31 protein-coding genes, 1 tRNA gene and 1 pseudogene are annotated in these 26,598 nt (G+C 63.0%); 9 read left to right on the forward strand and 24 right to left on the reverse strand.

Annotation, left to right across the window (positions count from 1 at the left end; all coding sequences use genetic code 11):
• Positions 1-52 precede the first annotated feature (52 nt).
• Positions 53-565 (forward strand): annotated as a pseudogene (locus ACMGGG_RS17545) (methyl-accepting chemotaxis protein); the annotation flags it as partial.
• A gap of 18 nt (positions 566-583) precedes the next feature.
• Here ACMGGG_RS17545 and ACMGGG_RS17550 read toward each other — a convergent pair.
• Positions 584-1,408 (reverse strand): IclR family transcriptional regulator, encoded by an 825-nt coding sequence (locus ACMGGG_RS17550; protein WP_063545865.1) that lies wholly within the window; start codon positions 1,406-1,408, stop codon positions 584-586.
• A gap of 237 nt (positions 1,409-1,645) precedes the next feature.
• Between ACMGGG_RS17550 and ACMGGG_RS17555 the strand changes: the two genes are divergently transcribed.
• Genes ACMGGG_RS17555 through ACMGGG_RS17585 form a run of 7 tightly spaced genes read left to right on the forward strand, consistent with a single transcriptional unit; the run spans position 1,646 to position 8,205 of the window.
• Entirely contained in the window at positions 1,646-2,671 is a 1,026-nt protein-coding gene (locus ACMGGG_RS17555; protein WP_112898989.1) for an ABC transporter ATP-binding protein, read from the forward strand.
• Positions 2,668-3,558, forward strand: a complete 891-nt coding sequence (locus ACMGGG_RS17560; RefSeq protein WP_414154138.1) for an ABC transporter permease — start codon at positions 2,668-2,670, stop codon at positions 3,556-3,558. Before ACMGGG_RS17555 ends, ACMGGG_RS17560 begins: the two co-directional genes overlap by 4 nt.
• Before the next feature lie 3 nt (positions 3,559-3,561).
• Entirely contained in the window at positions 3,562-4,356 is a 795-nt protein-coding gene (locus ACMGGG_RS17565) for an ABC transporter permease (RefSeq protein WP_054890980.1), read from the forward strand.
• Between the two features lies 1 nt (position 4,357).
• Positions 4,358-4,648 (forward strand): (2Fe-2S)-binding protein, encoded by a 291-nt coding sequence (locus tag ACMGGG_RS17570; RefSeq protein ID WP_112898991.1) that lies wholly within the window; start codon positions 4,358-4,360, stop codon positions 4,646-4,648.
• On the forward strand, positions 4,645-6,000 hold the full coding sequence (locus ACMGGG_RS17575; RefSeq protein WP_414154139.1) for an FAD-dependent oxidoreductase: 1,356 nt from the start codon (positions 4,645-4,647) through the stop codon (positions 5,998-6,000). Before ACMGGG_RS17570 ends, ACMGGG_RS17575 begins: the two co-directional genes overlap by 4 nt.
• A complete protein-coding gene (locus ACMGGG_RS17580; protein WP_414154140.1) occupies positions 5,997-7,133 on the forward strand; it encodes an NAD(P)/FAD-dependent oxidoreductase in 1,137 nt (378 codons plus the stop codon). Before ACMGGG_RS17575 ends, ACMGGG_RS17580 begins: the two co-directional genes overlap by 4 nt.
• 16 nt (positions 7,134-7,149) lie before the next feature.
• Positions 7,150-8,205, forward strand: a complete 1,056-nt coding sequence (locus ACMGGG_RS17585) for an ABC transporter substrate-binding protein (protein WP_414154141.1) — start codon at positions 7,150-7,152, stop codon at positions 8,203-8,205.
• 4 nt (positions 8,206-8,209) lie between these two features.
• Here the strand turns inward: ACMGGG_RS17585 and ACMGGG_RS17590 are convergent, their stop codons facing one another.
• The 21 genes from ACMGGG_RS17590 to ACMGGG_RS17690 all read right to left on the reverse strand — a co-directional run bounded on the left by ACMGGG_RS17590 (position 8,210) and on the right by ACMGGG_RS17690 (position 24,745).
• The gene (locus ACMGGG_RS17590; RefSeq protein ID WP_054890988.1) at positions 8,210-8,779 is read right to left on the reverse strand and encodes a CatB-related O-acetyltransferase; all 570 of its coding nucleotides are present in this window, start codon (positions 8,777-8,779) and stop codon (positions 8,210-8,212) included.
• A gap of 76 nt (positions 8,780-8,855) precedes the next feature.
• A complete protein-coding gene (locus tag ACMGGG_RS17595; RefSeq protein ID WP_414154142.1) occupies positions 8,856-9,734 on the reverse strand; it encodes a glycosyltransferase family 2 protein in 879 nt (292 codons plus the stop codon).
• A gap of 110 nt (positions 9,735-9,844) precedes the next feature.
• Positions 9,845-11,056 carry an N-acetylmuramoyl-L-alanine amidase gene (locus ACMGGG_RS17600; protein WP_112898995.1) on the reverse strand — a complete coding sequence of 404 codons (1,212 nt, stop codon included), beginning with the start codon at positions 11,054-11,056 and terminating at the stop codon, positions 9,845-9,847.
• 215 nt (positions 11,057-11,271) lie between these two features.
• Positions 11,272-11,347 (reverse strand) — tRNA-Lys (locus ACMGGG_RS17605).
• Positions 11,348-11,407: 60 nt separating this feature from the next.
• Positions 11,408-12,082, reverse strand: coding sequence for a 7-cyano-7-deazaguanine synthase QueC (gene queC, locus ACMGGG_RS17610; RefSeq protein ID WP_414154143.1), 675 nt, complete (start codon positions 12,080-12,082; stop codon positions 11,408-11,410).
• Positions 12,083-12,098: 16 nt separating this feature from the next.
• Positions 12,099-12,746 carry a 7-carboxy-7-deazaguanine synthase QueE gene (gene queE, locus ACMGGG_RS17615; protein ID WP_372822229.1) on the reverse strand — a complete coding sequence of 216 codons (648 nt, stop codon included), beginning with the start codon at positions 12,744-12,746 and terminating at the stop codon, positions 12,099-12,101.
• Between the two features lie 160 nt (positions 12,747-12,906).
• A complete protein-coding gene (ybgF, locus tag ACMGGG_RS17620) occupies positions 12,907-13,713 on the reverse strand; it encodes a tol-pal system protein YbgF (protein WP_063545875.1) in 807 nt (268 codons plus the stop codon).
• 6 nt (positions 13,714-13,719) lie between these two features.
• Entirely contained in the window at positions 13,720-14,217 is a 498-nt protein-coding gene (gene pal / locus ACMGGG_RS17625; protein ID WP_023381906.1) for a peptidoglycan-associated lipoprotein Pal, read from the reverse strand.
• Positions 14,218-14,270: 53 nt separating this feature from the next.
• Positions 14,271-15,542 (reverse strand): Tol-Pal system beta propeller repeat protein TolB, encoded by a 1,272-nt coding sequence (tolB, locus tag ACMGGG_RS17630; RefSeq protein ID WP_054890993.1) that lies wholly within the window; start codon positions 15,540-15,542, stop codon positions 14,271-14,273.
• 26 nt (positions 15,543-15,568) lie between these two features.
• Positions 15,569-16,636 carry a cell envelope integrity protein TolA gene (gene tolA, locus ACMGGG_RS17635; RefSeq protein WP_054890994.1) on the reverse strand — a complete coding sequence of 356 codons (1,068 nt, stop codon included), beginning with the start codon at positions 16,634-16,636 and terminating at the stop codon, positions 15,569-15,571.
• A complete protein-coding gene (gene tolR, locus ACMGGG_RS17640) occupies positions 16,636-17,088 on the reverse strand; it encodes a protein TolR (protein WP_054890995.1) in 453 nt (150 codons plus the stop codon). The genes tolA and tolR overlap by 1 nt, the downstream gene beginning before the upstream one ends.
• Before the next feature lie 14 nt (positions 17,089-17,102).
• Positions 17,103-17,798 carry a protein TolQ gene (tolQ, locus tag ACMGGG_RS17645; RefSeq protein ID WP_054890996.1) on the reverse strand — a complete coding sequence of 232 codons (696 nt, stop codon included), beginning with the start codon at positions 17,796-17,798 and terminating at the stop codon, positions 17,103-17,105.
• 2 nt (positions 17,799-17,800) lie between these two features.
• Positions 17,801-18,253, reverse strand: a complete 453-nt coding sequence (gene ybgC, locus ACMGGG_RS17650) for a tol-pal system-associated acyl-CoA thioesterase (protein ID WP_054890997.1) — start codon at positions 18,251-18,253, stop codon at positions 17,801-17,803.
• Positions 18,254-18,378: 125 nt separating this feature from the next.
• Positions 18,379-19,425 (reverse strand): Holliday junction branch migration DNA helicase RuvB, encoded by a 1,047-nt coding sequence (gene ruvB / locus ACMGGG_RS17655; protein WP_054890998.1) that lies wholly within the window; start codon positions 19,423-19,425, stop codon positions 18,379-18,381.
• Complete coding sequence (gene ruvA / locus ACMGGG_RS17660; RefSeq protein ID WP_063545876.1) at positions 19,422-20,039, reverse strand: Holliday junction branch migration protein RuvA; 618 nt, start codon at positions 20,037-20,039, stop codon at positions 19,422-19,424. Before ruvA ends, ruvB begins: the two co-directional genes overlap by 4 nt.
• A 109-nt stretch (positions 20,040-20,148) precedes the next feature.
• A complete protein-coding gene (gene ruvC / locus ACMGGG_RS17665) occupies positions 20,149-20,673 on the reverse strand; it encodes a crossover junction endodeoxyribonuclease RuvC (RefSeq protein WP_054891000.1) in 525 nt (174 codons plus the stop codon).
• 64 nt (positions 20,674-20,737) lie between these two features.
• A complete protein-coding gene (locus tag ACMGGG_RS17670; RefSeq protein ID WP_063545877.1) occupies positions 20,738-21,484 on the reverse strand; it encodes a YebC/PmpR family DNA-binding transcriptional regulator in 747 nt (248 codons plus the stop codon).
• Positions 21,485-21,593: 109 nt separating this feature from the next.
• Positions 21,594-23,369: an aspartate--tRNA ligase gene (aspS, locus tag ACMGGG_RS17675; protein ID WP_054891002.1), complete on the reverse strand. Its 1,776-nt coding sequence runs from the start codon at positions 23,367-23,369 to the stop codon at positions 21,594-21,596.
• 94 nt (positions 23,370-23,463) lie between these two features.
• On the reverse strand, positions 23,464-23,682 hold the full coding sequence (locus ACMGGG_RS17680; protein WP_063545878.1) for an FmdB family zinc ribbon protein: 219 nt from the start codon (positions 23,680-23,682) through the stop codon (positions 23,464-23,466).
• Between the two features lie 92 nt (positions 23,683-23,774).
• Positions 23,775-24,092 carry a ribbon-helix-helix domain-containing protein gene (locus ACMGGG_RS17685; protein ID WP_414154144.1) on the reverse strand — a complete coding sequence of 106 codons (318 nt, stop codon included), beginning with the start codon at positions 24,090-24,092 and terminating at the stop codon, positions 23,775-23,777.
• A 179-nt stretch (positions 24,093-24,271) separates the two neighbouring features.
• A complete protein-coding gene (locus tag ACMGGG_RS17690; protein ID WP_023381917.1) occupies positions 24,272-24,745 on the reverse strand; it encodes a Dps family protein in 474 nt (157 codons plus the stop codon).
• A gap of 281 nt (positions 24,746-25,026) precedes the next feature.
• On the opposite strand from ACMGGG_RS17690, the gene ACMGGG_RS17695 reads away from it, so the two are divergent.
• The gene (locus tag ACMGGG_RS17695; RefSeq protein WP_151925075.1) at positions 25,027-25,620 is read left to right on the forward strand and encodes a cold shock domain-containing protein; all 594 of its coding nucleotides are present in this window, start codon (positions 25,027-25,029) and stop codon (positions 25,618-25,620) included.
• Between the two features lie 18 nt (positions 25,621-25,638).
• Here ACMGGG_RS17695 and ACMGGG_RS17700 read toward each other — a convergent pair whose 3' ends face one another.
• Both ACMGGG_RS17700 and ACMGGG_RS17705 read right to left on the reverse strand, forming a co-directional pair.
• Positions 25,639-25,845, reverse strand: coding sequence for a SlyX family protein (locus ACMGGG_RS17700; protein WP_054891006.1), 207 nt, complete (start codon positions 25,843-25,845; stop codon positions 25,639-25,641).
• Between the two features lie 3 nt (positions 25,846-25,848).
• Positions 25,849-26,268, reverse strand: coding sequence for an HIT family protein (locus ACMGGG_RS17705; protein WP_063545879.1), 420 nt, complete (start codon positions 26,266-26,268; stop codon positions 25,849-25,851).
• Between the last annotated feature and the right edge of the window lie 330 nt (positions 26,269-26,598).

Below are 26,598 nucleotides of genomic sequence, written 5' to 3' on the forward strand. Positions count from 1 at the left end.
GGATGCGGCCATGGACGAAGCCCGTTCACTGGCCGGACGCAGTGAGCAGATCGGCTCTGTACTGGAGGTAATCCGCGCGATTGCCGAGCAGACCAACCTGCTGGCGCTCAATGCCGCCATCGAGGCTGCCCGTGCAGGCGAAGCCGGGCGCGGATTTGCCGTGGTCGCCGACGAAGTGCGCAACCTGGCCCAGCGCACCCAGGTATCGGTGGAGGAGATCCGCGTGGTGATCGAAGGCTTGCAGCAAGGCACGCGGGATGTGGTCGATGCCATGCAGGCCGGTCAACGCCAGGCCCAGGACAATGCCCAGCGCATGGACCAGGCACTGCCAGCGCTGCAACGGATCGGCGAGGCGGTGGCGGTGATCAGCGACATGAACCTGCAGATCGCCTCGGCGGCCGAGGAACAGAGCGCGGTGGCCGAAGAGGTGAACCGCAACGTGGCGGGCATTCGCGATGTGACCGAGTCGTTGTCAGGGCAGGCCGAAGAGTCGGCGCAGATCAGCCAGGCGCTCAACCGGCTGGCCAATCAACAGCAAGCGCTGATGGAACAGTTCAGGACCTGATCGGCGGTACTGCGGTGTTCACTCCCCAAACACCCGCGAGGGATGCCGCAAGGTCGGGTCGAACGGATTGATCCTCGGCCCGATCGCCGCCGTTTCGCGCTTGAGCAACTCGACCACCATCGGCAGGCGCTCCGGCCCCAGCCGGTCGCTGATGGTCGCCACGCTCAACGCCGCCACGGCATGGCCATTGCCATCTAGGATCGGTACCGCAAGTCCGGCCATGCCTGGCAACACGCCGGTGTTGCGCGCAGCATACCCCTGGCGCCGCACGTTCTCCACCTCCGCGCGCAGGAACACCTCGTCGTACAGGTGGAAATCCCGTAGCCGCGGCAGGTTGTTGCGAATCACCGCCTCGCGCTCCTCCTCCGGCAGGAACGCCAGGATCGCCAGGCTCCCCTGCCCCACGCCCAACGCCACACGCCCACCGATATCACCGGTGAAGGTACGGATCGGATACGGCCCTTCGCTGCGATCCAGGCACACCGCATCGAAGCCGCTGCGCGCCAGCAGAAACAGCGAGTCACCCAGCGAAGCTGAGAGGCGCAGCAAGCTGGGTCGCACCAGATCGCGCAGGTTACCGCTGTTGCCTGCCCGCGCCGCCAGGGCAAAGAACGCCAGGCTCAGGCGATAACGCTTGCTGCGCGCCTCCTGCTCGACCATGCCTTCATCCACCAGGCTGCGCACCAGCCGGTGCACGGTCGGCTGGGACAGGCCCACCTGCTCGGCCAGCTCGATCACCCGCATGCCCTCCACCGGCGCCTCGCCCAACACCCTCAACACCGCGAACAAACGCGAGACCACACTGACGCCTGGCTCTTCCTGATTTCGTTTATCGGAATTCAACTTGTGCTTTTCCTTATCTGAATTTCACTGAACGAATAAAACTGAAAATAGTGCTCGACTCAGTGAAATTCGCCATTGAGGCCATCCTAGGCTTGCGCCTACTCTGCGTCCACCGGGACAAATCGAACAACACACCGGTGGCCTCGTGAGTATTCATCGGTCCTCGATTTGCCTCCTTGCATCTGCCCCAACAACAAGCGTGCCCGACACGCGACAAAAGACAGGTGGAACGCAGTCATGGCCTTTCTGCAACTGGACAATCTTTGCAAACGCTACGGCGCGATCGACGCCGTGGTCGCCACCAACCTCGCCATCGAACAAGGCGAGTTCGTCTCCTTGCTCGGGCCTTCAGGCTGCGGCAAGACCACCACCCTGCAGATGATCGCCGGCTTCGTCGACGTCAGCAGCGGCCGCATCCTGCTCGACGGGCGCGACATCACCCACGCCAAGCCCAGCAGCCGTGGCCTGGGCGTGGTGTTCCAGAGCTACGCCCTGTTCCCGCACATGACCGTGGCCGACAACGTCGCCTTCGGCCTGCGCATGCGCAAGCAGCCCGAAACCGAGATTCGCCGCAAGGTGACCGAGGTACTGGCACTGGTGCGCCTGGAGCGGCACGCCGAACGCTACCCACGCGAGCTATCCGGTGGCCAGCGCCAGCGTGTGGCCCTGGCCCGGGCGCTGGTGATCGAGCCACCGGTGCTGCTGCTCGACGAGCCACTGTCGAACCTCGACGCCAACCTGCGCGAGGAGATGCAGTTCGAGATCCGCAGGATCCAGAGCGAAGTCGGCATCACCACACTGATGGTCACTCATGACCAGGCCGAAGCCCTGTCGATCAGCGATCGCGTGGTGGTGATGCAGGCCGGACGTGTCACCCAGGTCGACGAGCCATATCGCCTCTACGAACACCCGCGCACCCGCTTCATCTCCGACTTCGTCGGCAAGGCCAACCTGTTGCCCGGCGAGCTGGACGGCGCAGGCCTGCCGCAGGTGCACCACTGCCGCGACGCCAGCCTGACCCTGAGCCTGCGCCCGGAAAAGATCGACCTGCTCGACAACGGCGTCGGTCGCCTGCAAGGCCGCATCCTGACCCGCTACTTCCTTGGCAGCCAATGGCTGTACCGCATCGGCACACCGCTGGGCGAGCTGACCGTGGTGCGGCGCAACGATGGCAGCGCCCCGCTCGGCGAAGGTGTCGATGTCGGCCTGGACTGGCAGCCCGAGCTGCTGCGGGTGCTCGCCGCCGACGAGGTGAGCGCATGAACAGCGCCGTGCCTGCCCCCGCCACCTGCGCCAGGCAACACCGTGACCTGCGCGGCTATTGGCTGTCGGCACCAGCGCTGGCACTGTTCGCCGCACTGCTGATCGTGCCGCTGCTGCTGACCCTGGTGCTGTCGTTCAATGTCTTCGACTACGAAGTCGGCATCCGTGCCGACCACTGGACCTTCGAGCACTACCTGGCGCTGCTCGGCGACAGCTATTTCCTCGAAATCTTCTGGCGCACCTTCTGGATCAGCGCCCTGGTCACCCTGCTGTGCGTGGTGATCGGTGTACCCGAGGCCTACATCCTCAGCCGCATGGGCAGCCCGTGGCGCTCGATCTTCCTGGTGGTGATCCTCACCCCGCTGCTGATCTCGGTGGTGGTGCGTGCCTTCGGCTGGAGCCTGTTGCTGGGCGCCGATGGGCTGGTCAACCACGCCATCCAGGCCCTGGGTGGCGCGCCGATGAAGCTGTTGTACACCCCGTTCGCGGTGATCGTCGCGCTGGTCCACGTGATGCTGCCGTTCATGATCATCCCGGTCTGGACCAGCCTGCAGAAGCTCGACCCGGCCGCCGAACAGGCCGCGCTGTCACTTGGGGCCAGCCAGGCCAAGGTCATGCGCCTGGTGGTACTGCCGCAGGTGATGCCAGGGATGCTGTCCGGCACGCTGATCGTCTTTGGCCTGGCCGCCAGCTCCTTCGCCATCCCCGGCCTGCTCGGCGGGCGGCGACTGAAGATGGTCGCCACGCTGGTCTACGACCAGTACCTGGCCGACCTGAACTGGCCCATGGGCGCGGCCATCGCCATCGCCCTGCTGCTGGTCAACCTGCTGATCATGCTGTCGTGGAACCGCATGATCGAACGCCGCTACAAGAAATCGCTGGGGTAACTCATGTCCAAGAACGGTCCTCTGGCCCTGACCTTCCACAGCCTGGTGGTGGTCTTCATGCTCGCACCGCTGGTGGTGGTGTGCCTGGTGGCATTCACTCCGGAAAACACCTTGAGCCTGCCCACGGCGGGGTTCTCGCTGCGCTGGTTCGAAGCGGTGTTCGAGCGCGCCGACTTCCTCGAAGCCTTCAACAACAGCCTGCAACTGGCGTTTCTTGCCGCCAGCCTGGCGACGCTGATCGCGGTGCCGGCAGGGCTTGCAATCACGCGCCTGCAGTTCCCGGGGCGCGACTTTCTCAACGTGCTGTTCCTGTCGCCGATCATCATTCCGCACCTGGTGCTGGGGGTGGCGCTGCTGCGCCTGTTCGCCCTGCTCGGGGTCAACGGCAGCTTCACCTGGCTGGTGCTGGCGCACACGGTGGTGATCACCCCGTACGTACTGCGCCTGGTGATCGCCGCCGCCATCGGCGTCGACCGCAGCGCCGAGCAGGCCGCCGAATCGCTGGGTGCGAGCCGCTTCACGCTGTTTCGCAAGATCACCCTGCCGATGATCCTGCCCGGTATCGCCGGCGGCTGGCTGCTGGCGTTCATCAACAGCTTCGATGAGGTGACCCTGTCGATCTTCGTCACCTCCCCGGCCACCCAGACCCTGCCGGTGAAGATGTACGTCTACGCCACCGAATCCATCGACCCGATGATGGCTGCGGTGTCGGCCCTGGTGATCGCCCTGACGGCGGTGACCATGATTCTGCTCGACCGGGTCTATGGCCTGGATCGGGTCCTGGTAGGGAAGCACTGACATGGCCTTGTTCAAACGCCTCGCCGAGCGCCAGCGCCCGGTGCTGCAATTCACCCTCGACGGCGAGCCGGCCAGTGGCTTGCTCGGCGACACCCTGCTGACCGCCGTACTGACCAGTGGAACGCACCTGCGCGGCAGCGATTTCAGCGCCGAGCCCCGCGCCGGGTTCTGCCTGATGGGTGCCTGCCAGGACTGCTGGGTACGGCTGGGCGATGGCCGCCGCGTCCGTGCCTGCGCCACTGCGCTGGAAGCCGGCCAGCAGGTGCTGCGCGAACCGGGGCGCCGGCCATGAACGCCGTGGTGATCGTCGGTGCCGGCCCCGCCGGGATCCGCGCCGCGCAGACGCTGGTGGAGCACGGTGTGCGTCCAGCCCTGATCGACGAAGCCAGCCAGGGCGGCGGGCAGATCTATCGCCGCCAACCGGCCAACTTCACGCGACCGGCGCGCCAGCTCTACGGTTTCGAGGCTCGCAAGGCCAGCGCGCTGCACCAGACCCTCGACCAGCTCGCCGGGCACATCGACTATCGCCCCGGCACCCTGGTGTGGAACGCCGAACACGGCGCCCTGGACACCCTGCGCGACGGCCATGCCGCGCACCTGCCTTACCAGCGCCTGATCATCGCCACCGGCGCCACCGACCGGGTGCTGCCGGTGCCGGGCTGGACGCTGCCTGGGGTCTACACCCTGGGAGCTGCGCAGATCGCGCTCAAGCATCAGGGCTGCGCCATTGGCGAGCGCGTGCTGTTTTGCGGCAGCGGGCCATTGCTTTACCTGGTGGCCTATCAGTACGCCAAGGCTGGCGCCAAGGTACTCGGCGTACTCGACAGCGCGCCCTTCAGCGCCCAGTGCCGCGCCCTGCCTGAACTGCTGGAGCAACCGGCAACCCTGAGCAAGGGCCTGTACTACCGCGCCTGGCTCGCCGCCAATGGCGTGCCGGTGCACCACGGCGCGACGCTTGAACGCATCGAAGGCGGGCAACAGGTGCAACGAGCGATATGGCGCAAGGGCGACCAGCTTCATGACACCGAATGCGATGCGCTGGCCTTCGCCCATGCGCTGCGCAGCGAAACGCAGCTGGCCGACCTGCTCGGCTGTGCATTCGACTGGGATACGCTCAACCGCGCCTGGTTGCCGCGCCGCGACGAGGCCGGGCGCAGCAGCCAGCATGATGTCTACCTGGCCGGCGATGGCGCCGGGATCATGGGCGCCGATGCCGCCGAAATGGCCGGCGAACGCGCCGCCCTGGCGCTGCTGCAGGACCTCGGCCAAAGCGTCGATCTCCAGCGCTGCCGCACCCTGGAAAAACGCCTGACACGCATTGGCCGCTTCCGTGAAGGGCTGGAAGCCGCCTTCCCCTTCCCCGAGCGCTGGGCCGAACAGGCAGCGGATGATCTGGTGGTGTGCCGCTGTGAAGAGATCAGCGTCGGCGAGCTGCGCGCCGTGGTCGGCGAAGGCCATTGGGAGATCAACCGGGTCAAGGCTCACTGCCGGGTCGGCATGGGCCGCTGCCAGGGCCGCATGTGCGGCGCGGCAGCTGCGGAAATCATCGCCAGTTGCAGCGGCAAGGCTCTGCACGAGGTCGGCCGCCTGCGCGCCCAGGCACCGATCAAACCCCTGCCCTTCGGCGTGGAGCATGACGCATGAGCCCGTGGATCGACTCGGAGGTGATCGTCATGGGGGCCGGTATCGTCGGCGCCTCGGCGGCGCTTGCCCTGGCCCGGCGTGGCCGTTCGCTGACCTTGCTGGAACGTGGCTTCTGCGGCGCCCAGTCCAGCGGTGTCAACTACGGCGGCGTGCGCCGCCAGGGGCGCAGCCTGGCACAATTGCCATTGTCGCAGCGGGCGCACCAGATCTGGGGCGAACTGCCTGCGCTGATCGGCATCGATGGCGAGTACCTGCGCTCCGGACACCTGAAACTGGCGCGCAGCGAAGCCGACTTCGTCGCGCTGCAAGCCTATGAAGCGGCCAGCCGCGACCATGGCCTGGACCTGCAACTGCTCGACCGCAGCACCTTGCGCGCCCGCTACCCCTGGGTCGGCGAGATCGCCGTCGGCGCCTCGTACTGCGCTGATGATGGCCACGCCAACCCGCGCCTGGTCTCCCCCGCATTCGCCCGCGCCGCCCGCCAGAAAGGCGCACGGGTCATCGAGCAGGCCGGCGACAGCCGTGTCGAGCACGATGGCCAGCGCTTCATCCTGCACACCCAGAGCGGCTTGCGCCTGCGCGCGCCGTGGCTGCTCAATTGTGCCGGTGCCTGGGCCGCCGACCTGGCGGCGCAGTTCGGCGAGCCGGTACCGATGGAGTCTGGTCACCCGGCGATGCTGGTCACCGAACCCTTGCCCTGGGTGATGAATGCCAGCACCGGTGTCGAGGGCGGCGGCATCTATGCCCGCCAGGTCGCCCGCGGCAATTGCGTGCTCGGCGGCGGGCGTGGCTTCGCCCTGGACGCCTACCGCGCTCGCCCAGGGCAATCAGCGGTGCTGGCGATCCTGCGCAACGCCGTCGAACTCTACCCCTTTCTGGCCGGTGCCCAGGCGATCCGCACCTGGAGCGGCACCGAGGGCTACCTGCCCGACCACGAGCCGGTGATCGGCGCCAGCACCACCCAACCCGGTCTGCTGCATGGCTTCGGCTTTGCCGGAGCGGGCTTCCAGATCGGCCCGGCAGTCGGCGAGGCGCTGGCCGAGCTGGTCTGCGACGGCGCCAGCGGCCAGCCGATCGAGGCATTTTCCATCCGTCGTTTCCAGGTCCGTCACGACCTGGCCTGTAACCACTAAGAGGAAGGTCGCTTTCATGAAGCACGTCAAACGTATTCTCGGCACCGGCTTGTCCTGCCTGTCACTGGCTATGCTCGCCGCCAACCCCACGCTGCAGGCCGCCACCCCGACCCTGTACCTGGGCATGAACGGCGGCACCATGGAGCGTACCTACGCCGACAAGGTGCTGCCGGCCTTCGAGCAGGCGAACAACGTCAAGGTAGTGATCGTGCCCGGCACCTCGGCCGACCACCTGGCCAAGGTCCAGGCCAACAGCAAGAAGCCGCAGATGCATGTGGTGATGCTCGACGACGGCATCATGTACCGGGCCATCTCGATGGGGCTGTGCAGCAAGCTGCAGCCCAGCGAGGCCTTGTCGCAGATTCCGCAGAAGGCACGTATCAAGGAAGAAGCCGTAGCTGTCAGTCTCGGGGTCACGGGGCTGGCCTACAACACTCGGCTGTTCGAGAAGAACGGCTGGGCAGCACCTACCTCCTGGGTCGACCTGCAAGACCCGCGCTTCAAGGACAAACTGGTGTTCCAGTCGCTGGCCTCCTCGACCTTCGGCCTGCATGGCTTCCTGATGTACAACCGTTTGCAGGGCGGAGACGAAAGCAACGTCGAACCGGGCTTCAAGGCCTGGCCCAAGCAGGTGGGGCCAAACGTGCTGGAGTACATCGCCAGTTCGGCGAAGATCTCCGAGATGGTGCAGACCGACGAAGCCGCGCTGTTCCCGCTGACGCCCACACAGGTCACCACCCTGCAGGCCAAGGGCATCCCGGTGGCCTACGCCCAGCCCAAGGAAGGAGCGGTGGTGCTGAATTTCGCCGAATGCGTGGTGGCCAACAACGACCAGCCGGAACTGGCACAGAAGCTCGCCGCCTACCTGCTGACGCCTGCGGCCCAGGCCCCGGCGCTGGAGGAAGGCGACCAGATTCCGTCCAACCCCACGACCCCGACCACCGAGCGCACGCGCGGCCAGGTCGAGGCGATGCAGCAGTACCAGCAGAGCGCCGTGGTGGTGAACTGGGACGAGGTCAACCAGCAGCGACCGCAGTGGAACGCGCGCTGGAGTCGGTCAATCGAGCGATAGGGCCTCAGCGGCCCTGACGGGCTCTGGCGTAGCCGAGGAAGGCGTCCAGGTCAGCGCTGCTGAGCATGCGCGCCACCTGCTTGACCTCTTCCATCGGCCAGTCCCACCAGGCCGCCTCCAGCAAGGCTTCGCGCACCGGCTCGTCGAAGCGCCAGCGGATGAACTTGCACGGGTTGCCACCGACCACGGCAAATGGCGGTACATCGCGGGTGACCATCGCCCCGGCGGCAACGATGGCGCCATGACCGATGGTGACTCCGGAAAGGATCACCGCGTTGGTGCAGATCCAGCAGTCGCTGCCGATCACCACGTCGCCCTTGCTGGGGGCGTAATCCTTGATGTCTTCCAGGCCGTCGATCATTGCCGGAAAGGGATAGGTAGTCAGCCAGTCGGTACGATGCTCGCCTCCCAGCAGGACCTGGACACCTGCGGCGATGGAGGTGTAATTACCGATACGCAGGACGGCATCATCACCAAAATCGGTGACCTCGGGGATACCGTAGCTGCCCACGCCGACCGTGCTGCGCGGATAGCGCAGGCGGATCTTCTCCGCTGCACGCTCAAGCTTGTCCATCGCCCGCAGACGCTTGCGTTCGCGGCGCTCGGCCAGGTTCCTGAAGAATTTCACGGCAGGCGCTCCTTGATCGGCATCAACGGTGGAACATCAGGCGCTTGATGCGCTTGAGGGTGGTCTTGTTGTAGTGGCGCAGGGGAATGCTGCGCAGCAGATCCCAGGCATAGGCCTTGTCGGCAACCACGGCGTACTTGAGCGCCTTGTGCAACAGCACCGAGCGCCCACGGGCATAACCCGAATACTGCTGGTAGGGGGCGATGGCCTTGAGATCAGCCTCCAGCAACACCTTGAACTTGCGCGACAGGTTGTTGGGGTGGCGGCGGTAGCGGGTGACGCACACCGGCAGTTCGTGGATCTCGTAACCCTGGGCGGCAATGCGCAAGGTCATCTGGAAATCCTGGACCTTGATGGCCGGATCGTAGAAATCAGCCGCGCGCATCGCCTCCATCCGGTACAGCGAGCCTGGCGCACCGACGACGACGGCGTCACGCAGGATCTCGGCAAAATCGAAGGTCTTGATTTCGGTGCGTTGCTGCACCTTTGTGTCGCGGCCTTCGGTGTCCATGTAGACGATCAACGCACCGACGCAACCGACCTTCGGGTGGGCGTCCAGATAGGCGGCGCGAACGCTCAGGGAGTTCGGCAGCATGATGTCGTCGAGATCGGGGGTCGAGACGTAGACCCCACGAGCATGCTGCAGACCGGTATTGAGCGCGCCGCTGACCCCTTGGTTGGCCTGGGTCAGCAGGGTGAAATCGTAGGTCGACTGCAACGCGCGCAGCATCTCCACGCTTCGGTCGCTGGAGCCGTCGTCGACGATGATGACTTCGAAGTTCGGGTAGTCCTGGGCAAAGATGCTCGCCAGGGCCGCCTCCAGGTACTTCTCGGCGTTGTAGCAGGGGGCGACGACCGAGATCAACGGTGCCTCAGTGATGGAAGTACATCCTTGCGTCATCGTACTGGCAAGCCTCTGTGCGCGATCCGTGAGCGGGTCGCAGGGTTCAGCCCTGGACCGTAAAGGCGCACAGTATACGCAAGCCCGATGCGTTCTCGTAGCGGCCCGCTTCAGCCTTGGGCGCCAGGCTCGGCCAGGCGGTACGCGGCGAGCGCGGCCAGGTAGCTGCCATCGGGGGCACGCCGGCGGAAGTGCTTGTCGAGCCCGGCGAAAATCGCCTCGGCGACCTTGCGCTGATGCCGTGGATCCTGCAGCCGCTGGCAATCCCGGGCATTGGACATGAAGCCAGTTTCCACCAGGATCGAAGGCACGCTGGGCGACTTGAGCACCGCGAAACCGGCCTGCTCCACCCGGGCCTGGTGCAGACCAGCCACGCCTTCGAGCTGGCCCAGCACCGAATGCCCCAGGTCCAGGCTGGTGGAGATGGTCGCGTTCATCGACATGTCCAGCAGCACGCCAGCCACCACCGGATCCTTGGGCGGCTTTTTCAACACGCTGGACACCCCGACGAAATCGGCATCGTTCTCACGTTGTGCCATCCAGCGCGCCACGGTCGAAGTGGCACCATGCTCGGACAGGGCGAACACCGAGGCACCGGATGCGGTGCGCCTCGGCGCCGCGTCGGCATGCACGGAAATGAACAGGTCGGCGTTCAGCCGCTGGGCCATTTCGGCACGTTTGCGTAGCGGGATGAATACGTCCTGATTGCGCACCAGGCGAGCCTTGAAGCCCTTCTGCGCATCGATGCGGCGCGCCAGCAGGCGGGCGATGGCCAGTGCGACGAGCTTTTCCTGCTCGCCGCCACTGCCGACGGCACCTGGATCCTTGCCGCCGTGACCGGCGTCGATGACGATCAACAGGTCACGCCCCTGCGGCGGCGCCCTATTCCCGACAGCCTTGCCCGTCGGCACTGCGGCCGCAACTGGCAATCCGCCAAGACGCAGGGCCAACTGCCGACCGCGGGCGAGCGTCTGCAGCTCGCCGGAAATCCCCGGTGAGCGCAGATCAAGCACAATGCGCAAGCCGCCGTCTGCAGTCGCTGCACTGCGAATTGCCTTGATTGGCGTGCCCTTGAGGGCCAGCCCATCAAGCGAAGTCGCCAGCCCCGCGCCTTGCAGGTCAAGAACCAGCCGCGGCGGCGCTTCGAGGGTGAAAGTGCGGGCGGGTATCGGGCCACTGAGGTCCAGCAGCAGGGTCGTGCCCTCTGCCGCCTGGCGCAATACTGCACCGCGAACCTGCTCGGCGGTATTTGCCAGCACCAGGCGGCTGACAGGCAAGGTACAGCCGGCAAACAGCAGCTGCAGGAAGGTGCGTCTGTCCATGGCGGAGGGGCACTCGTGTCGACAAAAAGCTGATCAAATTTAAGGTTATAACATAACATTTTAAAGTCATTTGCAAGGCTTGCTTGTTGTCACGCTCCCCCGATCTGCACACGCTGGTTGAACCCGGCATGAACCACGGAGACGCAAACGAAAAAGCCCGCCATAAGGCGGGCTTTTCGTACAGTGGTCTCAATACATGCGAACCGCTGTGAATATGGTGGGTCGTGTAGGATTCGAACCTACGACCAATTGGTTAAAAGCCAACTGCTCTACCAACTGAGCTAACGACCCGTTGGATGGCGCGTATATTACTGATTTCTCAGAGGAAATCAACACTCCATCGAAAATTTCTCAAAAATAGCGTGTCGGATCGGCCACACCTGCGGCCTTGAAGCCTTCCGCCCGCAGGCGGCAGCTGTCGCACTTGCCGCAGGCGCGGCCATCATCATCTGCCTGATAGCAGGAAACCGTCAGACTGTAGTCCACCCCACGGGCAATACCGGCCTCGACGATTTGCGCCTTGCTCAGGTTCTGCAGTGGCGCCTGGATGCGGAACCCCTGCCCTTCCACACCCGCCTTGGTAGCCAGGTTGGCCATGCGCTCGAAGGCCTCGACGAACTCCGGGCGACAATCGGGGTAACCCGAATAATCAACAGCGTTGACGCCAATGAAGATGTCACGAGCTTGCAGCACTTCCGCCCAGCCCAGCGCCAACGACAGGAACACGGTGTTGCGCGCCGGTACATAAGTGACCGGAATACCCTCGGTAGGTGCTTCAGGCACATCGATGCTGCTGTCGGTGAGGGCCGAACCGCCAATACCATCGAGGTTCAAGCCAATGACCTTGTGCTCGACCACGCCCTGATCGCGAGCCACCCGCGCAGCGGCGTTGAGCTCGGCGCGGTGGCGCTGGCCGTAATCGAAGCTCATGGTGTAGCAACTGTAGCCCTCGGCCTTGGCCATGGCGACCACAGTGGCCGAGTCCAGGCCGCCAGACAGCAGGATTACCGCACGTTTTTCAGTCATGTCATCACTCTCTTGATCAGCGGCCCGGTTCGTCGTTCCACAGCAACTTGTGCAGTTGCAGTTGGAAACGCACGGGCAGGTTGTCGGCGACGATCCAGTCGGCCAGGTCGCTGGCGCTCACCTGATGGTGGCTGGGCGAGAACAGGACCTCACCTGCCCGTCCTTCGAGGTTGTACTGGATCAGCTTGGACACTGCCCAGTCGTAGTCCTCGCGGGAGCAGATGACGAACTTGACCTGATCATTGCTCGTCAGGTGTTCGATGTTCTCGTAGCGGTTACGGTGAACCTCTTCCGAACCGGGGGTCTTGAGGTCGACCACGCGACTGACGCGCGTGTCTACCCGCGAGATGTCGAGCGCGCCGCTGGTCTCCAGCGAAACCTCATAGCCCGCATCGCACAGGCGCTCAAGCAAAGGCAATGCGTTGGGCTGGGCCAACGGTTCGCCCCCAGTGACGCAGACATAGCGCGGACGAAAGCCCGCGACCTGCTCGAGAATGTCGTCGAGGGTACGCAGTGTGCCGCCACTGAATGCGTAGGCACTGTCGCAGTACTGGCAGCGCAGCGGGCAGCCGGTCAAACGCACGAACACGGTGGGCAAGCCAGCCGTTCGCGTTTCACCCTGCAACGAGTAAAAGACTTCGGTGATACGTAATGTGTCTTGCATGGTCGCCACGGGCGTGACAGCTATACAGGCTGACCGCCTCCGTCAGGCACTGCTGCAGACTCGACATAGCGTTATCCGCAACAGCGTGTTTACGAAAAAAGGGCAGAGATTCTAACGAAAAAACCCGCGCCAGGCGCGGGTTTCTTTCAAGCGGTGCAGTTCAGAGCTTCTGCAGGTCACGCTGGGCCAGTTGCGCGGCGGAGGTGCCAGGGTACTGGGTGATGACTTGCTGCAGGATGCCCTTGACCTTGTCGGTATGGCCCATGCGACGTTCGACATCGGCCAACTTGTACAGCGAGTCAGGCACCTTGCTGTGCTTGGGGTACAACTGGCTGACCTTGGCGAAGGCCTGGCCGGCGCCTTGCAGGTCGCCTTTGGCGAGGTTGACCTCACCCAGCCAGTACTGCGCGTTGCCGGCGTACTGGCTGTTGGGATACTTGCGCAGGAAGGCGCTGAAGGCCTGACTGGCCTTGTCGAAGTCCTTCTGCTTGATCAGATCGAAAGCAGCATCGTAGAACAGCTTTTCTTTCGCCGGATCGGCCGGCTCGCCATTGGCAGCCGGTTGCTGCGCAGCGCTTGCGCCGGCAGCGGCACCTGCGGCGTCGGATGCGCCACCGGTGGAGGAATTATCGGGTGTAGCGGCTGGTGCGGCACCACTGTTGATGCGGCGGTCCAGATCCTGGTATCGCTCCAGGTTTTCCTGCTTCATGCGCGACACATCGTTCTGCAGCTCTTCGATGATGCCTTGCTGACGGGAAATCTGGTCCTGCATCTGTTGCAGCTGCAGGAACAGCTGACCCTGTGCAGAAGCAGGGGCCGAAGCCCCTGCCCCGGCATAGGCGCCGCTCGTGCCATAACCCGAAGGCGGATAACTGCCTCCGTTGTCATCAACTACAGGAACCGCAGCCCACGCAGAAAGCGGCAGGCTGAGGGCGAGGACGGTTACAACACGACGGCACATACGCATAAGAACTTACTTACGCAGTTCTACGCGACGGTTCTGAGCCCAGGACTGCTCGTCGTTGCCGGTAGCAACTGGACGCTCTTCGCCGTAGGAAACCAGTTCCAGCTGAGCAGGGGAAACGCCCTGCAGAACCAGGTAGCGCTGAACGGCCTTGGCACGACGCTCGCCCAGAGCCATGTTGTACTCGCGGGTACCACGCTCGTCGGTGTTACCTTCCAGAACAACGCGGTTGCCGTTGGCTTTCAGGTCCTTGGCGTGAACGTCCAGGGCGCGCATGGCTTCTGGCTTCAGATCCGAGCTGTCGTATTCGAAGTAGAAGGTGGTGATTGCGCGCAGGGCGGCTTCTTCGCTCAGGGAACCGTCGACAGCGCCGGTGTTTGCACCGTAGCCAGCGTTCGGGTCAACAGCGCCTTCGCCAGCGTTGTCACCGCCCTTGGAGGAGCAACCTACAGCTACGGCCATGGCCAGAGCCAGCGCAGCGAATTTACCAAACTTCAGCATTTCCATCGTGAAACTCCTAATGAAACCCCAGTGTGTTAAGCAAAATTGTTACGCCGCAATCAGTTCAGGTAGGGGGACCAGGACGGTTCTCTGACTTCGCCTTGAGCGGTAGGAAGTGGGAGCCTCACACGGCCGTTAAGCGACACGAGCATCAAGACTCCCCGGCCCTGCTGGCGGGTGGCGTAGATTAGCATGGTGCCGTTAGGCGCAACAGTGGGAGACTCATCAAGACTCGTTTCAGAAAGAATCTTTACACTTCCCCGTTGCAAGTCCTGGGCAGCCACCTTGAAGTTGGTGAAACCTTCCTGGCGATGAATCATTACCAGGGTCTTTTCATCCGCCGACAGTTTCGGGTTGGCGTTGTAGTTGCCAACGAAGGTGACACGCTCGGCGCCACCGCCACCCACCGACGTCTTGTAGATCTGTGGCTTGCCACCACGGTCGGAGGTGAAGTACAGGGTGTTGCCATCCTTGCCCCAGAACGGCTCGGTATTGATACCAGGGCCTGCAGTGACACGGCTGATCTGACGCGACCCCATGTTCATCACATAGATGTCCGGGTTGCCGTCCTTGGACAGCACGAACGCCAGGCGATTGCCATCGGGCGACCAGGCCGGTGCACCGTTGAGGCCTTCGAAGTTGGTGATCTGCTCGCGGCGACCGGTATCGATGTGCTGGACGAAGATACGTGGACGCTTCTGCTCGAACGAAACATAGGCGATACGCTTGCCATCAGGTGCAAAACGCGGCGACAGGATAGGCTCGCGCGACTGCAGCAGCGTCACCGCACGGGCACCGTCGTAGTCGGAACGCTGCAGGGTGTAGCGGGTGTTGTTGGTCGAGAAACGCTCGGCGGTCACGTACAGCATGCGGGTGGAGAACGCACCCTTGATACCGGTGAGCTTCTCGAACGACTGGTCAGCGATGTAGTGCGCCATGTCGCGCAGTTGATCGACGCCACCACCGACACTGCCGGTCAGCACCTGTTGCTCGGTCGCAACGTTGAACAGCGCGTAGCTGATCTGCAGGCGACCACCGGACGGCACGATGCTACCGACCATCACGTACTGGGCACCCAGCGCTTTCCAGTCACGGAAGATGACTTCGCTGGCCTGGGTTGGCTGGCTGATCATGTTCTGCCGCGGGATGGGCGCGTAGTAGCCGGAGTTGCGCAGGTCGTTGCCGATAATGTCGGCCATGTCTTCCGGCAGCACGCTGCCACCCTGCAGACCGAACGGCACTACCGCGATGGGCGTGGCCCGGTCGCTGCCGCTGGTGACCAGGATGTTCTTTTCCTCCGCCACGGCCATGCCTGCCACGCAGCAGAGCATGACCAGCAGTCCTCTCAGACGTTTAATCACAACGCTAGATCCTCAGGTGTAAATGTCATCTTGAACGAACGATACGGATTGAACTCGTTCGGCTTCAAGCCCTGCATTTCAGTCAACCGGCCAATGTTCTTCACCGCGGCCACGGCCGAGCTGTCGAACGGACCGTCGCCACTGGACTTGGCCACGCTCACATTGGTGATCGTGCCGTCCGGCAGCATGTTGATCTGCAGGACTACCGTCATGCCTTTGCGCGCGGATGGCGGACGCGCCCAACCTTCGGCCGCACGCATGCGGATGAGGTCGTCGAAATCACCCGCCACCTGGTCGCCTTGCTCGTCGGCCAGTGCCTGCTGACGCTCGGTGGTGTCGGACAGCAACTCGGCCAGAGCCTGAGCCTTCTTGTCTTCAGCCGCCTTGCGGGCTGCATCCTGTGCCTTTTTCTTCTGTGCATCCGCAGCGGCCTTCTTCTTGGCCTCTTCGGCTGCCTTCTTCTTCGCTTCCTCGGCCGCCGCTGCTTTCTTCTTGGCGTCCTCGGCTGCTTTTTTCTTGGCGTCTTCGGCGGCTTTCTTCTTCGCCTCTTCGGCCGCAGCTTTCTTGGCTTCTTCCTCGGCCTGTTTCTTGGCCTCGTCTTCTGCCTTCTTCTTGGCGATATCAGCCTGCTGCTTCTTCGCTTCCTCGGCCTTCTTCTGCTCGGCGGCCTTTTTCGCCTCGGCAGCCTTGGCAGCGTCCTCGGCTTTCTTGGCTTCGGCGGCCTCGCGAGCTTCCTCGGCCTTTTGAGCGGCGTCGGCTTTCTTTTGTTCCGCGGCCTTCACAGCTTCCTGCTCGACCTTCTTCTGCTCCATCTGCTCGACTTCAGTCTGGCGTGAAGCCGTTTTTTTGGCTTCCCCGGCAATCTTCTGATTGGTCTGGGTGGTCGCCTGGCTCTTTGACTTGAGCTGATAGAGCGTAGCCTGGACGATCGGCTTGGACGGCGGCAGTTCAGGCGTCATGGCGAAGCTGACGAACAGCAGGCCGAACACCAGCACATGCAGGCCAATGGCCCAGACGCTGGGCCAGAAGTAGCTTTCCGAGGCGGATGGCTCTCGCTGTTGCATCAGGGCGCCTCGGTAATCAGGCCAACGTTACCGACACCGGCTTTCTGCAACCCGCCCATGGCGCCCATGACCGCGCCATAGTCGACGGCCTTGTCACCCCGGATGAACACCTGGGTCTGTTTGCCCTGGTCGCGGCCGGCAGCGATGATCTTGGTCACCGCGTTGGTCATTTCCGGCAGGGTCATCGCCTTGTCCATCTGTTTGTCGGTATCGACTTCGCTACCGAGGTTCCAGTAGTAGGTTTTGTCGGCCTTGATCGAGATGGTGAGGATCTGGACGTTGTTGTCCTGCGGCAAGGCTTCGCTGGAAACCTTGGGCAGGTCGACCTTCACGCCCTGGTTGAGCATGGGTGCGGTCACCATGAAGATGACCAGCAGCACCAGCATCACGTCGATGTAGGGCACCACGTTCATCTCGGCGACCGGCTTGCGTTTGTGGCGAACTCGGGCCATGGATGTCTACCTGATCACTCTTCGCTGGTGTGTACTTTGCGGTGCAGGATCGCCTGGAACTCATCGGCGAACGTGTAGTAGCGACCGATCAGTGTTTCGCTGCGTGCAGCGAAGCGGTTGTAGGCGATGACTGCCGGGATCGCGGCGAACAGGCCGATCGCGGTGGCGATCAGTGCCTCGGCAATGCCGGGTGCCACGGTGGCAAGGGTGGCCTGCTGGGCGCTGGCCAGGCCGCGGAAGGAGTTCATGATGCCCCATACGGTACCGAACAGGCCGATGTACGGGCTGGTGGAACCGACGGTGGCCAGGAACGGCAGGCTCTGCTCGAGCTTCTCTTCCTCGCGGGAGATGGCTACACGCATGGCGCGTCCCACGCCTTCCATGACCGCATCAGGATCGACGCCCGGCTGCTGGCGCAGGCGCGAAAATTCCTTGAAGCCGGCGCGGAAGACCTGCTCGACACCCGAGTCCGGATCAGGGTTGCTGCCGGCCTGACGATACAGTTTGGACAGGTCGATGCCCGACCAGAAACGCTCTTCGAAAGCGTCCAGTGCACGACGACCGGCGCGCAGCATGGTGCTGCGCTGGAAGATCATGATCCAAGAGGTCACCGAGGCTGCCACGAGAGTCAGCATTACCAGCTGAACCACCACACTGGCATTGGCGACCAGGCTCCACATGGAGGTATGGTCGACGACGTTTGCTTCCACGCTTATTCTCCTGCGTTCGATTGAGTACCCGTGCCGTCCGCCATGAAAGCGTCGCGCAGTTCAGGGGGAATGGCCCGGGGTTTGAAAGTGTCGGCGCGCACGGCGGCCACCAGGAACTGCCCTTCGCAAAGCAGTGTTTCATCCGCTTCTCGCCAGACCTGCTGCACGAAGCGCAGGCTGGCGCGATTCAATTCAAGTACTTGTGCGGTTACCCGCAACGCATCGTCCAACCGTGCCGGCGCGTGGTAGCGTGCCTCGCTGGAGTGGACGACGAACAATAGATTCTGTTCCGCCAGCTCGGACTGGGAGAACCCCAGGTGCCGCAACCTTTCGGTGCGTGCACGCTCCATGAATTTCAGGTAGTTGACGTAGTACACCACCCCGCCTGCGTCAGTATCCTCGTAATAGACGCGACAACGGTGAGCGAACGGGTCCTGCCGATTTTGCGCGCGCATACTCTAGTGCTTACTCCTCAGCTTGCCAATCCGCCCCGGCAACTGTTTTTTCAGGGGAAATGTCGTATTGCCAGCGCTGTCGCAAAGTGCCAGCGCTAGGACCACGAAAACCCCGATTCGATCTGTCACTCATCGTCAGGATCAGAAAATTCTCCGCCCTCGGCAAAGCGCCCAGGAATGTTCAGGCCGAAATGCAGGTAGGCGTGCCGGGTGACCACACGGCCACGCGGCGTACGCATGATGTAGCCCTGCTGGATCAAGTACGGTTCGAGGACATCCTCGATGGTGTGCCGCTCTTCGCTGATCGCAGCCGCCAGGTTGTCCACGCCTACCGGCCCGCCATCGAACTTCTCGATCATGGTCAACAGCAGGCGCCGGTCGGAATGGTCGAAACCGCGCTCGTCGACGTCCAGAAGGTTCAACGCCTTGTCGGCGATTTCCTTGGTGATCTGGCCCTTCGCACGCACCTCGGCGTAGTCACGCACGCGGCGGAGCAGGCGGTTGGCGATCCGTGGCGTACCGCGGGCGCGACGGGCGATCTCGAAAGCGCCCTTGTCTTCGATGGCAAGCCCCAGAATGTTCGCCGACCGGCTGACGATGGTCGCCAGGTCCTGGTTGCTGTAGAACTCCAGGCGCTGGACGATCCCGAAACGATCACGCAGTGGGTTGGTGAGCATGCCGGCCCGGGTGGTCGCACCGACCAGGGTGAACGGCGGCAGGTCGAGCTTGATCGAACGTGCGGCAGGCCCCTCACCGATCATGATGTCGAGCTGGAAGTCCTCCATCGCCGGGTAGAGTACTTCCTCGACCACAGGCGACAGGCGGTGGATTTCATCGATGAACAGCACGTCGTGCGGCTCGAGGTTGGTCAGCATTGCCGCCAGATCACCCGGGCGTTCGAGGATCGGGCCGGACGTGCTCTTGACCGAAACCCCCATCTCGTGGGCGATGATATTGGCAAGGGTGGTCTTGCCCAGACCGGGCGGACCGAAGATCAAGGTGTGATCGAGGGACTCGTTGCGGCCGCGGGCGGCCTGGATGAACAGGCCCATCTGCTCGCGCACCACCGGCTGGCCGATGTACTCGTCCAGGCTCAACGGACGAATGGCGCGGTCCTGGACCTCTTCGCGGTCGCGCCCGCTGGCGGCGATCAGGCGGTCGGCTTCGATCACTTGACGATCATCCCTTTGAGGCTATGGCGAATCAGTTCCTCGCTGGTCATGTTCGCCTTGTCCTTGATCGCCGACACCGCCTTGCTGGCTTCCTGAGGTTTGTAGCCCAACGAGATCAGGGCGCTGACTGCATCGGCTTCGGCGCTGGAGGTGCTGGCCACCGGCAGTGGCCCATCGGACACCAGGGTGAACATCGCAGGCGAGGTTTCCCAGGCCTTGAAACGGTCCTTGAGCTCGACCAGCAGGCGCTCGGCGGTCTTCTTGCCGACGCCGGGTACGCGCACCAGAGCCGACGCATCCTGGGCCTGCACGCAGCGCACCAGCTCATCGACCTCGAGGCCCGACATCAACGCCAAAGCCAACTTCGGGCCGACGCCATTGAGACGGATCAGCTCGCGGAACAGCTCGCGCTCGCGCTTCTCGAAGAAGCCATAGAGCAGGTGGGCGTCTTCGCGCACAACCAGATGAGTATGCAGCGTCACCGCTTCGCCGACCTTGGGCAGGCGGTACAGCGTCGTCATCGGCACCTCCAGCTCATAGCCCAGGCCATTGACATCGATAATCAGGTGCGGCGGTTGTTTTTCCGCCAGGGTGCCACGCAAACGTCCAATCACGTTCCGATCCTTTCTCTCGGGCGTCTGGTCGGAGACCGGACAACCCTATCAGCAAATGCGGCGGGTGAGCGTGTCACCCGGACAAAATATGTATCAGGGCATGAAGCTGTTACAGACGCAAGCGCCCACCGCGCCGGCGTGCGGTGGCCAGGCCGTGGGGCACCAGGCTGGAGCGTGTATGGGCATGGCACAGGGCGATGGCCAAGGCGTCGGAGGCGTCGATCTGCGGCTTCTGCGTCAGCTTGAGCAGGTGCATGACCATCAGCATGACCTGATCCTTGTTCGCCCCGCCCGTACCGGCCACCGACTGCTTGACCTGGCTGGCGGTGTATTCGGCGATCTCCAGGCCCGCCTCGGCGGCAGCGACGATGGCTGCACCGCGGGCCTGGCCAAGCTTGAGCGCCGAGTCGGCATTGCGCGCCATGAACACCCGCTCGATGCCCATGGTGACGGGGCCATGCAGGCGAATCACCTCGCTGACGCCGCGAAACACGATCTGCAGTCGCTCATGCAACTCGCCACCACCGGTGCGGATGCAACCGGAGGCCACGTACTCGCACCCCCGCGGCGTGTGGCGTACCACACCATAACCGGTGATTCGCGAACCGGGGTCGATACCAAGAATCAGCGTCATAAAGCCTGCGGTTCTTTACACATTTCACTGACCCGCGAAGAGGCCCCGAAGACCAAGGAAAACCTTAGCCGAGTTTTTCCATGATCTCGTCGGAGATCTGCGCATTGGAGTAGACGTTCTGCACGTCGTCCAGGTCCTCGAGCATATCGATCAACTTGAGCACCTTCTCCGCGCCGTCCTGATCCAGCTCGGCGCTGGTGGTCGGCTGCATGACGATTTCCGCGTCGGCAGCCTTGAAGCCCGCCTCTTCCAGCGCGTTGCGCACGGCGTAGAAGCTGTTGAAAGACGTGAAGACGTCGAAGGAGCCATCGTCATTGGCGACCACATCATCGGCATCGGCTTCCATGGCCGCTTCGATCAGCGCATCTTCCTCGACGCCCGGTGCAAAGCTGATCTGCCCCTTGCGCTCGAACAGATAAGCCACCGAGCCATCGGTACCGAGGTTGCCGCCACACTTGGTGAAGGCATGGCGCACGGCTGCTGCAGTGCGGTTGCGGTTGTCGGTCATGGCCTCGACCATGATCGCCACGCCACCGGGGCCGTAACCCTCGTAGCTGAGCTCTTCGACGTTGTCGCTTTCGTTGGTGCCAGCCCCACGCGCCACCGCACGATCGATGATGTCGCGGCTCATGTTGGCACCCAGCGCCTTGTCCAGCGCCAACCGCAGCCGGGGATTGGAGGCCGGATCACCACCACCCTGCTTGGCAGCGACGGTCAGTTCGCGGATCCACTTGGTGAAGATCTTGCCTCTCTTGGCATCCTGGCGTTCTTTGCGGTGCTTGATATTCGCCCACTTGGAATGACCGGCCATAACGACTCCAAATCCTTGAAACAGAAACAGGTTCCGCCCCGAAGGGCGGAACGCGGAAAATCCTGCGCGCAAACGCGAAGCGCCCCGACTTCGGGGCGCCTGCGGTCGGTTACTCGACCTTGGTCTGCTCACGCAGACGGATGTGCAGCTCGCGCAGAGCCTTGGCATCGACCAGGCCCGGAGCCTGAGTCATGACGCACGCAGCGCTCTGGGTTTTCGGGAACGCGATCACTTCGCGGATCGACTGGGCGCCGGTCATCAGCATGACCAGACGATCCAGGCCGAAGGCCAGACCACCGTGTGGCGGGGCGCCGAACTTCAGGGCGTCGAGCAGGAAGCCGAATTTCTCTTCCTGTTCCGCCGCCTCGATACCCAGCAGACGGAAGACTGCCTGCTGCATCTCTTTACGATGGATACGGATGGAACCGCCACCCAGCTCGGTGCCGTTGAGCACCATGTCGTAGGCACGCGACAAGGCGGTGGCCGGGTTGGCCTCCAGCTCTTCAGGGGTGCACTTGGGTGCGGTGAACGGGTGGTGCAGCGCGGTGAAGCTGCCGTCTTCGTTCTCTTCGAACATCGGGAAGTCGACGACCCACATCGGTGCCCACTCGCAGGTGAGCAGGTTGAAGTCGTGACCCAGCTTGATACGCAGCGCGCCCAGGGCCTCGCTGACGACCTTGAACTTGTCGGCCCCGAAGAACACGATGTCGCCATCGACCGCGCCGACGCGATCGAGGATCACGTTGAGGTTGGCCTCAGGGATGTTCTTGACGATCGGCGACTGCAGGCCTTCGACGCCTTTGGCGCGCTCGTTGACCTTGATGTACGCCAGGCCCTTGGCACCGTAGATGCCGACGAACTTGGTGTACTCGTCGATCTTGCTGCGCGGCATGGCAGCGCCGCCCGGCAGGCGCAGGGCAGTGACACGGCACTTCGGATCGTTGGCAGGACCTGCAAAGACCTTGAAGTCGACGTCCTTGAGCTGATCGGCAACATCGACCAGTTCCAGCGGGATGCGCAGGTCCGGCTTGTCGGAGCCATAACGACGCATGGCTTCTTCGAAGGTCATGTGCGGGAAGTCGCCGAACTCGAGGTCGAGCACTTCCTTGAACAGCTTGCGGATCATGCTCTCGGTGAGGCCCATGATCTCGGACTCGTCGAGGAAGCTGGTCTCGATGTCGATCTGGGTGAATTCCGGCTGGCGGTCGGCACGCAGGTCTTCATCGCGGAAGCACTTGGCAATCTGGTAGTAGCGGTCGAAGCCGGCCACCATCAGCAGTTGCTTGAACAGCTGGGGCGACTGCGGCAGGGCGAAGAAGCTGCCAGCGTGGGTGCGGCTGGGCACCAGGTAGTCGCGCGCGCCTTCCGGAGTGGCACGGGTCAGGATCGGCGTTTCGACGTCGAGGAAGCCGTTCTCGTCGAGGAAGCGGCGAATGCTGCTGGTGATGCGCGAACGCAGGCGCAGCTTGTCGGCCATTTCCGGGCGACGCAGGTCGATGAAACGATAGCGCAGGCGGGTTTCTTCGCCGACGTCGGAGTATTCGTTCAACGGGAATGGCGGGGTCTCGGCTTCGTTGAGCACGTTCAGCTGGTAACCGAGGATCTCGATGGCGCCGGAGGCCATGTTCGCGTTCACCGCGCCGTCAGGGCGCTTGCGCACCTTGCCGGTGATCTGCACCACGTATTCGCTGCGCACGCGGTCGGCGGCGGCGAAGGTTTCGGCGCGATCCGGATCGAACACGACCTGGGCCATGCCTTCGCGGTCACGGATGTCGAGGAAGATCACCCCGCCGTGGTCGCGACGCCGATGGACCCAGCCGCAAAGGGTGACTTCCTGGCCGTCCAGGCTCTCGTTCAGTTGGCCGCAATAATGGCTGCGCATCATGATCGTGGTTTCGCTTCTCGTGATTCGTGTATTCGGTGGAGGTCTTGTCCGCCCTGAGGGCTAATAGTGCAAGACCCTGTCGCTGCAATTCAACTCAGTCGGCTTTGTCGCCGGCCAGGTTCTTCTTCGCCCCGGTCTTGAAGTCGGTCTCGTACCAGCCATTGCCACTCAGGCGAAAGCCGGGTACCGACAGCAGTTTCTTCAGGGCCGGCGCCTGGCATGCCGGACAATCGGTCAATGGCGCGGCGCTGATTTTCTGCAACACCTCCATGCGGTGGTCGCAGGAAGCACATTGATAGTCATAAAGGGGCATGGAGGTCTCTCGTCAACCACAACGCTGGCTGCCGGGGCAGCAAAAAGCGGGATTATATATGGTTAAGGAGTGCTGTGCAGCCCGCCCGGCGATCAGTGTGTACTCGGCGGATCAAGTAACCAGGCCACACAGATGACGCGAATCAGCCCACTGAAATTACGCACACCGCCCTGTCGCAGGTGCACCTCTCGATCGACGTAGGACAGCACAGCGCTCACCGAGCAGCGATTGGCCTCGGCGATACGCTCCAGAATACGCCAGTAGACCGCCTCGAGCCGAAGGCAAGTGGCAAAACCATTGAGCCTTACCGACCGCGAGACCGGTACGACCTGCAACATGTCGAAATCACCTCTGAACGGATCCTGACAATCCCTGCCTGGCCAACCGCCTTGCCTGCTTGCTTGCGCCATGGTTCTGCTCCTTGATTGCGATCACGTCATACCCCGCACAACAAGGTCCAGGGTGCTTCAATGAAGCGCCGTTCCGGCGTCGCAGAGCAGCAGCAAGGGTTTCCCCATAATAAAAAAGCCCGGGATCGCAAGGCGACACCGGGCTTGATGGACCAGCCTGGCCATAGGCCGGCGCATCGTTATTTGCCGTCGAGCAGCACTCGCAGCATCCAGGCGGTTTTTTCGTGCACTTGCATGCGCTGGGTGAGCAGGTCGGCCGTCGGCTCGTCACTGACCTTGTCCACCACCGGGAAGATGCTGCGCGCCGTGCGCACCACCGCCTCTTGCCCCTGGACCAGCTGGCGGATCATTTCATCGGCAGCGGGCACTCCCTCTTCCTCCTTGATCGAGGAATGGCGCGCATAGAATGCATAGGAACCCGGCGCCGGGAATCCCAGCGCTCGAATGCGTTCGGCGATCGAGTCGACTGCCAGGGCCAGTTCGTTGTACTGCTCTTCGAACATCAGGTGCAGGGTTCGGAACGACGGACCGGTAACGTTCCAGTGGAAGTTGTGGGTTTTCAGATACAGCACATAGGTGTCCGACAGCAGGCGGGACAACCCTTCGACGATGGACTTGCGATCTTCTTCGCTGATACCGATATCGATTGCCATGAATCTCCCCTTTCCATAAGGCTTGACGATCAAGCGGGCGAAAACACTGTACCAAGACTTGCAGACGGCTGCATGTGACACAAGGCAACACATCGCCTGACCACCCCTGCGGTTTGAGAACCCCATGGCTTTGCTGTTAAATAGGCAGGGTGCCACCCGTGCGGACTGTTATTGCCGGGTGCATAGGCTGAACAGTCACGTGATCGCGCTCCATACCTCATGCGCACCGTGCTGCCAGCTCTTCCTGTGATCGGCCTTATCCAAATATGTGAGCCAACCCAATGTTCAAGATCGTCCATCTGGTGACGGGCGTTGCGGCTTTGCTGCTGTCGTTCATACCCAGCCTCAAAACCGACGCCACACCCTTCCTGCAACAACCCGAAGCGGTCTACCTGGTACTCCTGGGCCTGCTCAACCTGGTCCTGGCACCGGTTGTACCGCTTTACTACCGCGGCGCCCGCCAGCAACTGCAACACTTGGCCAGCGCACTCCTGGTGCTGGCGGTGATCCTGCAAACCATCACCGTCCTTGCCCGCCCCGAGCTCGGCAGCTTGTCGGCGCTGCTCTGCGCGGCACTGGCAGCCGCCCTGCACCTGGCCGCCGGCTTCGCCCGCAGCGGCCGCAAGTCACGCGCCAGCCAGGCGGGCCCGCAAGATGCCAGCAAGCGCGATACCGGCACCGTGAAGTGGTTCAATACCTCGAAAGGCTTCGGATTCATCTCCCGCGACTCCGGCGATGACATCTTCGTGCACTTTCGCGCCATCCGCGGCGAAGGCCATCGCGTCCTGGTCGAAGGCCAGCGCGTGGAGTTCTCGGTAATGCATCGCGACAAAGGCCTGCAGGCCGAAGACGTGGTCGCGGTTTCACGCCGCTGACCACCCGCCTCCATCACCTCAATAATGAGGCGGTGGAGGCTCCTCCCCTCCGGCCTCGTACTGGCCGACCATCTCCTCATGACGCTTGATCAGTTCGGCGATCTGCAACTGCAGACGCTCGATCAGCCGGTTCTGCCCGGCCACTTCGTCGCTGAGCGCCTGAAGGGTGTCATCCTGAAACGCCTGGCGCATCTCCAGCTCGACGATTCTCGCTTCCAGTGACATGGCTCAGGCCTCCTCGAAACCTTCAAGCGCCAACCCACGCAGGCGCTGGCGGATTGCATCGACCTGCGCGGGCGCGTAGTCGAGCGCGGGCACCTTGCCCCACACCGGCGCGGGCCACGCCGCATCGCCGCGATGACGCACCACAACGTGCATGTGCAACTGACTGACGACATTACCCAGCGTGGCGACATTCATCTTGTCAGCCAGGAATTCGCCCTTGAGCGCCTCGGCGAGCAAAGTGGTTTCCTTCCACAGTTGTTGCTGGTCGGCCAGATCCAGCTGGAACAGCTCGCTGACATCAGCACGGCGCGGCACCAGGATGAACCAGGGGTAGTTGGCATCCTTGCTCAGCAAAAGACGGGACAACGGGAAATCCCCCAGCACCAGGGAATCCTGCTGCAGACGCGAATCCAGGACAAACACGGCAAACCTCCATCGAATGACACGACCCGACTCGAACGCGGGTGGAGCGCAAGGATACCTTGCTTGCAGAGCCCACGACACGACCCACTCACTTGTCCGCCCCCGACCGAGACGTACGCGCCACAAGCGGTAACACTGCGCTACTTTTCGCACCAAAATGAAGCAACGAAAAATACACCTGTCATACCCGCCTGGTACAAACTACTCAGCATCAACAGTCAGCGGTAACACCTTGACTTTCAAGCCAGCTTTATTTTGCAAACGATAATCAACATCGCGTTATACCCTCAAAGCACCTGAACCCAGTGTTTCCGGAGGTTTCAGGACGCT

It is taken from the genome of Pseudomonas sp. BNK-44-b (assembly GCF_047456245.1).
GTDB lineage: Bacteria > Pseudomonadota > Gammaproteobacteria > Pseudomonadales > Pseudomonadaceae > Aquipseudomonas > Aquipseudomonas machongensis.

Bases quoted from the DNA above. Each gene is read 5' to 3' on its own strand.
- ACMGGG_RS17555 (WP_112898989.1), top strand. From the start codon at position 1,646: ATGGCCTTTCTGCAACTGGACAATCTTTGCAAACGCTACGGCGCGATC.
- ACMGGG_RS17560 (WP_414154138.1), top strand. From the start codon at position 2,668: ATGAACAGCGCCGTGCCTGCCCCCGCCACCTGCGCCAGGCAACACCGT.
- ACMGGG_RS17565 (WP_054890980.1), top strand. From the start codon at position 3,562: ATGTCCAAGAACGGTCCTCTGGCCCTGACCTTCCACAGCCTGGTGGTG.
- ACMGGG_RS17570 (WP_112898991.1), top strand. From the start codon at position 4,358: ATGGCCTTGTTCAAACGCCTCGCCGAGCGCCAGCGCCCGGTGCTGCAA.
- ACMGGG_RS17575 (WP_414154139.1), top strand. From the start codon at position 4,645: ATGAACGCCGTGGTGATCGTCGGTGCCGGCCCCGCCGGGATCCGCGCC.
- ACMGGG_RS17580 (WP_414154140.1), top strand. From the start codon at position 5,997: ATGAGCCCGTGGATCGACTCGGAGGTGATCGTCATGGGGGCCGGTATC.
- ACMGGG_RS17585 (WP_414154141.1), top strand. From the start codon at position 7,150: ATGAAGCACGTCAAACGTATTCTCGGCACCGGCTTGTCCTGCCTGTCA.
- ACMGGG_RS17590 (WP_054890988.1), bottom strand. From the start codon at position 8,779: ATGGACAAGCTTGAGCGTGCAGCGGAGAAGATCCGCCTGCGCTATCCG.
- ACMGGG_RS17595 (WP_414154142.1), bottom strand. From the start codon at position 9,734: ATGACGCAAGGATGTACTTCCATCACTGAGGCACCGTTGATCTCGGTC.
- ACMGGG_RS17600 (WP_112898995.1), bottom strand. From the start codon at position 11,056: ATGGACAGACGCACCTTCCTGCAGCTGCTGTTTGCCGGCTGTACCTTG.
- queC (WP_414154143.1), bottom strand. From the start codon at position 12,082: ATGACTGAAAAACGTGCGGTAATCCTGCTGTCTGGCGGCCTGGACTCG.
- queE (WP_372822229.1), bottom strand. From the start codon at position 12,746: ATGCAAGACACATTACGTATCACCGAAGTCTTTTACTCGTTGCAGGGT.
- ybgF (WP_063545875.1), bottom strand. From the start codon at position 13,713: ATGCGTATGTGCCGTCGTGTTGTAACCGTCCTCGCCCTCAGCCTGCCG.
- pal (WP_023381906.1), bottom strand. From the start codon at position 14,217: ATGGAAATGCTGAAGTTTGGTAAATTCGCTGCGCTGGCTCTGGCCATG.
- tolB (WP_054890993.1), bottom strand. From the start codon at position 15,542: ATGCTCTGCTGCGTGGCAGGCATGGCCGTGGCGGAGGAAAAGAACATC.
- tolA (WP_054890994.1), bottom strand. From the start codon at position 16,636: ATGCAACAGCGAGAGCCATCCGCCTCGGAAAGCTACTTCTGGCCCAGC.
- tolR (WP_054890995.1), bottom strand. From the start codon at position 17,088: ATGGCCCGAGTTCGCCACAAACGCAAGCCGGTCGCCGAGATGAACGTG.
- ybgC (WP_054890997.1), bottom strand. From the start codon at position 18,253: ATGCGCGCGCAAAATCGGCAGGACCCGTTCGCTCACCGTTGTCGCGTC.
- ruvC (WP_054891000.1), bottom strand. From the start codon at position 20,673: ATGACGCTGATTCTTGGTATCGACCCCGGTTCGCGAATCACCGGTTAT.
- ACMGGG_RS17670 (WP_063545877.1), bottom strand. From the start codon at position 21,484: ATGGCCGGTCATTCCAAGTGGGCGAATATCAAGCACCGCAAAGAACGC.
- aspS (WP_054891002.1), bottom strand. From the start codon at position 23,369: ATGATGCGCAGCCATTATTGCGGCCAACTGAACGAGAGCCTGGACGGC.
- ACMGGG_RS17680 (WP_063545878.1), bottom strand. From the start codon at position 23,682: ATGCCCCTTTATGACTATCAATGTGCTTCCTGCGACCACCGCATGGAG.
- ACMGGG_RS17685 (WP_414154144.1), bottom strand. From the start codon at position 24,092: ATGGCGCAAGCAAGCAGGCAAGGCGGTTGGCCAGGCAGGGATTGTCAG.
- ACMGGG_RS17690 (WP_023381917.1), bottom strand. From the start codon at position 24,745: ATGGCAATCGATATCGGTATCAGCGAAGAAGATCGCAAGTCCATCGTC.
- ACMGGG_RS17695 (WP_151925075.1), top strand. From the start codon at position 25,027: ATGTTCAAGATCGTCCATCTGGTGACGGGCGTTGCGGCTTTGCTGCTG.
- ACMGGG_RS17700 (WP_054891006.1), bottom strand. From the start codon at position 25,845: ATGTCACTGGAAGCGAGAATCGTCGAGCTGGAGATGCGCCAGGCGTTT.